The organism is Fluviicola sp., assembly GCF_030151805.1.
In the GTDB taxonomy this organism is placed as follows: domain Bacteria; phylum Bacteroidota; class Bacteroidia; order Flavobacteriales_D; family Crocinitomicaceae; genus Fluviicola.
The window spans coordinates 1-5,172 of record NZ_JASLCN010000071.1; the positions used below are offsets into that span (position 1 = coordinate 1).

6 protein-coding genes are annotated in these 5,172 nt (G+C 40.0%); 2 read left to right on the forward strand and 4 right to left on the reverse strand.

Annotation, left to right across the window (positions count from 1 at the left end):
- Together Q1V93_RS02980 and Q1V93_RS02985 are read right to left on the reverse strand one after the other, a co-directional pair.
- Window positions 1-1,200, reverse strand: a 1,200-nt coding sequence (locus Q1V93_RS02980; RefSeq protein ID WP_300661234.1) for a toxin-antitoxin system YwqK family antitoxin, incomplete at its 3' end; no start/stop codon positions are given.
- Window positions 1,201-1,257: 57 nt separating this feature from the next.
- Window positions 1,258-1,857, reverse strand: coding sequence for a LysE family transporter (locus Q1V93_RS02985; RefSeq protein WP_300661249.1), 600 nt, complete (start codon window positions 1,855-1,857; stop codon window positions 1,258-1,260).
- A gap of 268 nt (window positions 1,858-2,125) precedes the next feature.
- Here Q1V93_RS02985 and Q1V93_RS02990 point away from each other — a divergent pair, with 268 nt between their 5' ends.
- Window positions 2,126-2,485: a hypothetical protein gene (locus Q1V93_RS02990; RefSeq protein WP_124747586.1), complete on the forward strand. Its 360-nt coding sequence runs from the start codon at window positions 2,126-2,128 to the stop codon at window positions 2,483-2,485.
- A gap of 183 nt (window positions 2,486-2,668) precedes the next feature.
- Complete coding sequence (locus tag Q1V93_RS02995) at window positions 2,669-3,595, forward strand: acyltransferase (RefSeq protein ID WP_300661242.1); 927 nt, start codon at window positions 2,669-2,671, stop codon at window positions 3,593-3,595.
- A gap of 203 nt (window positions 3,596-3,798) precedes the next feature.
- Here the strand turns inward: Q1V93_RS02995 and Q1V93_RS03000 are convergent, their stop codons facing one another.
- Both Q1V93_RS03000 and Q1V93_RS03005 read right to left on the reverse strand, forming a co-directional pair.
- Window positions 3,799-4,515 (reverse strand): glycosyltransferase family 2 protein, encoded by a 717-nt coding sequence (locus tag Q1V93_RS03000; RefSeq protein WP_300661244.1) that lies wholly within the window; start codon window positions 4,513-4,515, stop codon window positions 3,799-3,801.
- A 26-nt stretch (window positions 4,516-4,541) separates the two neighbouring features.
- Window positions 4,542-5,172: CoA transferase subunit B (locus Q1V93_RS03005; protein ID WP_300661247.1), on the reverse strand; the 631-nt coding region annotated here is incomplete at its 5' end.

Genomic DNA, 5,172 nt, shown 5'->3' on the forward strand with positions numbered 1-5,172 from the left:
TTTTCCGGTTGGATAATACGATTCCCACTTTCCGTTTAGAAGTCCGTTTTTGAATGTTGCGATGTTCTTTTCTTTTCCGTCATCCCAATAATTCACCCAAATTCCTTCTTCTTTTCCGTTTTTGTAAACTCCCGTCATCAACAAGGTGCCGTTTTCATACCAGGTTTCCCACTTGCCGTGTTTCTCGTCATTCTGAAAACTTCCTGTTTTAAATTTGCTTCCGTCTTTGTAGAAGTAAGACCAGGTGCCTGTTTTCTTGTCGTGATCGTATTCTGCGTGATAACTGACTTGTCCGGTCGGATAATAATACGTCCATTTTCCGTGCTGTTTTCCTAAATCAAAGCTTCCTTCCTGATCCTTGGTTCCTTTTTTAGTGTACCAGGTCCATAAACCGGTTTTTTCTCCGTCTTTGTAAGCACCTTCTACGTTTACCTGCTTGTTGTCGTAATAATATCTGTAATCTCCGTTCAGCTTTCCGTTTACATAATTGGTTGTCTTCTCAATTGCTCCAGTATAATAGAAATAATTCCAGGTACTGTCTTTCTGACCTTCCGTGAATTTCCCGTTAATGAGCATGTAGCCGTAAATGGAAAACTCTTCGAAAGGACCGTTTTTCAATCCGTTTTTGTAGTTGTACCATTCCTTTTCCATTCCGGTATCAAAAAATGTGAGGTATTCGCCGGTTCCGTCCTTGATCTTTTGAGTGTGAAGGCTATCCGGCATCCAGAATTCGCGGAGGTAAACGGTGGAATCAATGATTTCCTCTACTTGTTTTTTTTGCCCGGTTACGTAGTAATATTCCCAGATTCCATAAGGCTTTCCGAATTTGAAATATCCCTGGACACTTAGTTTTCCGGTTTCATTCCATTCTCTGACAATGCTGTCTTGCTCGCCCATTTTGAAATAACCTTCCTGCTTGTTTTTTCCGTTGGAATAACTTGCAATCACCCGTCCGTGAAGTTTTCCGCGATAATAGTTTCGTTCTTCAACGACAGTTCCAAAACGGTCGTAATAAAGCCATTTTCCGTGTTTGTCTTTGGTTTCTCCTAGTTTGTCCTTGTAATAAGATCCGATTGATTCCAACTGTGTCTGATTGAAATCATAATAGTTTTTAACCTTGGGCGTAAGGTTTTCTTTGTTTACAACCTGTCCGAGTAATGTGAAGGAAAAAAAGGAAAAAAGGATACAAACGAATTTCATGGAATTTGAATGATAGTTCAATGTTATAACCGGGTTTTATTTGAAATGTTACAAGGTCTATTTTGCGAGAACACCTTTAATGATCAGCAAAACACCGGTTCCGATAATCACCAGACCAATAAATCTGTTTAAACCGATCAAAAGATTGTCCGTGATAAACGGCCGCAATTTTTTAGCACCTATTATTTTCAGCAAATCTACAGAAAAGAAGGTCACCATAATGATCAGAATGTACCAGTAAGTACTTTCATCGATCGCATCCCCGGTATTTCTTTTTCCGTCTGCACCCAAAGCAATTACGGTGATCCAATAGAAAATAACGCCGGGATTTGCAAAGTTCAGCAAGAAACCTTTCAAACCCAGAAGAATCATGTCTTTGGTCTGAGAGTTTAATTGTTTGTCTGCTTCCTTGCTTTCATCTTTTGGTTTTTTCAGAAGAGTGACCATTCCGAAGATGATCAGGATCCCTCCGCCCACAATGGAGATAATATGCCCATATTCACCGGAAGTGATTTTACTGACCTCCGAATAAAAGATCAGTGCAATGATAATGTAGATGAAATCTGAGAGGAAAACCCCGATATCAAATGCAATCGCAGCCCGGATTCCCTTGCGGATACTTGTTTCCAAAAGAAGAAAAAATACCGGGCCGATCATTATACTGAGTATAAATCCGGTTATGATGCCTTTGAGTAAAATATCGAGCAAAAGATTGGTTTTTCTGTTTTTACAAATATAATCATTCGTTCTTCTTACGAATAGCAAATCTGAAAGAATGCAAAAGAGAAGGTGAACTTCGACCCCGGATTCGAAGGATTTTTGTAAAAAAACACCACCGATACTATTTTAACTGCTAATAAGTCATTACATTTGCATGTCTTGAAAGTTGTAATAAAGTAGTTACGAACTTGAAAATAAGTGAAGTATGAAAACGGCCATTGCCAATAAGAAATTAGAAACAATTATTTCCAAAGTGGAAAGTGAGGGAATTGCTTACAAAGAACTTGTGGAGGATTTGAAAGAATTGCGCGAACAAGCATTGAAAGAGCAAGATCCGTTGGTGGTGAAAGTTTTGCGTTTGTCATACGAATTTTTGCAAGACAGAAAGGCATTTGACGTGCAGGCACAATACGAGGAAGATGAAGAAGGGAATGAATACCCGTTGGAAATCGAAGACCAGGAAAACTTCTTGTATTTGTTGAACCTTTTGAAAAATGCAGAGCATAAAATCAACAGAGAAGAAATCAAGGATTACCGTACTGCTTTGAAACAAGAGTTGTACTAAATTCACTCTAAAATACGTTTAGACCCCGATTCTGTTTATCAGATTCGGGGTTTTTTATTGAATTTTGCGAAATTCAAAATTCCAAAAACCCAATTTCCCAATATTGGGTCACCACCCGAAAGAAAAAAGTATTTTAGCGGCATATTGGAAAAGGAGAAAAAACATCTGGGCCATATTGAATCTTTGCGCGCACTGGCGGCATTGATTGTATTGATCTTTCATTTTATTTCATTTTCTGATGCAAAAGGGTTCTTGATCGAGAACGAATCCATTCGGAAATACTCTGAATTTGGCGCGCAAGGGGTTGAACTGTTCTACATCATTTCCGGATTTGTCATTTACTACTCGTTAACGAACAGCTTCTTTGGCATTCGGTTTTATCCGAAATATTTTTTGAAGCGTTTGGCGCGCATTTTTCCCCCTTTCCTGGGAACCATTTTCCTGATCTGCCTGGTTCCGTTTGTTTTTGGATGGGTCTTTCCTTATTCGGTAACGCAATTGCTCCAAAATGCAACGCTTACAGTTGATTTGTTCCGGGACTCCCAATGGATGAACCCGATTTTCGTGACCTTGAAGGTAGAATTCCTGTTTTATTTGGTCATTGGTTTGCTGGTTATTCCAATGCGTAAATCGACCTGGGTTTATGGTTTGATTACATTCTCTGCACTATTTTCAACCAGTTATTTTCATTCGATCGACCTGGTCCATAACACTCCTTTTTTCCTGGTAGGTATTGCATGCTCCGAAATCTATAAATCGCGCAATGAGTTGCTCAATTACGCGCTGATAGCAGCTTGTTTCATCTTCCTGGTTGTTTTATTTCCATTGGAAGATAGCGTGATTGCAGGAATCGGAGTGGTCTTTTTACTTTGGATCGCCATAAAAAGTAAGTTCCTGGAGAGAATCGGGCAATTTTCATATTCCCTTTACCTCACGCACGGATTTTCCGGAGGATCGTTCCTGTACTACTGTAAAAATCAGACGCACGTGGATTGGAATCCATGGGTTTATCTTGCAATTGCTGTTTGCGCCGCAATCGGGTTTTCCTATTGTTATTATTGGGTGATTGAAAAACGTGCAATCAGCTGGTCGAAGAAAATCCGGTATTGATAATTTCCAAAAGCTTAAGGAATATCCGGGGTTCAAGTGATTTTTGAAATTTCCATCAATATGCTATTTAAGCAGATAGCATGTAAATTGAATCTGTGCTCCTCTGTGTAATCAGTGGAAAAAAATTGTTATACCACCGGTATTTTCGGATAGTGCCAACGCTGAATGCTTACTCTAGCAAAGATGGTAACCTCTTTTGAGAATTAATTCGAAAAACGGTATTTGATAATACAGTAAATGGCGCGAAAACCATCTTTCCAGCCAATTTTCTTTCCTTCCTCGTAAGTTCTTCCGTAGTAAGAAATACCCACTTCATAAATCCGGATTCCCTTTTTCTTTGCCAGTTTTGCCGTTATTTCAGGTTCAATTCCGAAACGGTTTTCCTTGATTTTGATGTCTTTGGCAATGGAAGAACGAATGAGCTTATAACAGGTTTCCATATCTGTTAAATTGAGATTCGTCATCATGTTCGAAAGTCCGGTAAGGAATTTGTTTCCTTTGGAATGCCAGTAGAACAAGATACGATGAGGTTGATGCCCTATAAACCGGGAGCCGTAAACCACATCTGCATTATCCATATAAACCGGCTTCAGCAACAGGTTGTATTCTTCCGGATCGTATTCCAGATCCGCATCCTGAATAATGATGTATTCTCCAGTTGCTTCCTGAATGGCGCGATTAATTGCTGCCCCTTTTCCCTGATTGTACGGTTGGGAATACAAACGGATATCCATTTCCGGATTGGCAGCCATATACGCTTCTATGCGCTCAACGGTATTGTCTTTCGAACAGTCGTTGACAATAACGATTTCTTTTTGGACGTCGTTTTCCAATTGAACCTTTTTGATCTTATCTAAGATGAGATGGATCGTAGGCCCTTCGTTATAAGCCGGAATAAGAATGGATAATTTTTGAATCATAAGTCGGATAAGGTAAAGGAATCTGTTTAAATACTCATTTCAGGAACGAAATCAGGAACTACCAGATCTCCTTCTGTTTTTGAAATGATTTCCTCCACACTTACACCGGGAGCGCGCTCTATCAGGTGAAATTTATTATCCTTGATCTCCAGTACGGCAAGTTCGGTCACAACTTTCTTCACACAGCCAACACCCGTCAGGGGAAGCGTACATGCTTTCAGAATTTTAGATTCACCAGCTTTGTTGGAGTGCATCATTGCAACGATAATATTCTCTGCGGAAGCAACCAAATCCATTGCTCCACCCATTCCTTTCACCATTTTACCCGGAATTTTCCAGTTGGCGATGTCTCCGTTTTGTGAAACTTCCATTGCCCCGAGAACAGTCAGCTGAACGTGTTGTCCGCGAATCATGGCAAAAGACATGGCAGAATCGAAGAAAACAGCACCTTTTCGTGCCGTAATGGTTTGTTTTCCGGCATTAATCAGATCCGGATCTTCTTCTCCTTCAAACGGGAAAGGTCCCATTCCAAGAATTCCGTTTTCCGATTGAAATTCAACCTCAATTCCTTCCGGAATATAATTTGCCACAAGCGTCGGAATACCAATTCCCAAATTGACGTACCAACCATCGCGTAGTTCCTGCGCAATTCGTTTT

What these genes read in the sequence shown, in the direction of transcription:
- Q1V93_RS03000 (WP_300661244.1), bottom strand. Translation starts at nt 4,515, where the DNA reads ATGATTCAAAAATTATCCATTCTTATTCCGGCTTATAACGAAGGGCCT.
- Q1V93_RS02990 (WP_124747586.1), top strand. Translation starts at nt 2,126, where the DNA reads ATGAAAACGGCCATTGCCAATAAGAAATTAGAAACAATTATTTCCAAA.
- Q1V93_RS02985 (WP_300661249.1), bottom strand. Translation starts at nt 1,857, where the DNA reads ATGATCGGCCCGGTATTTTTTCTTCTTTTGGAAACAAGTATCCGCAAG.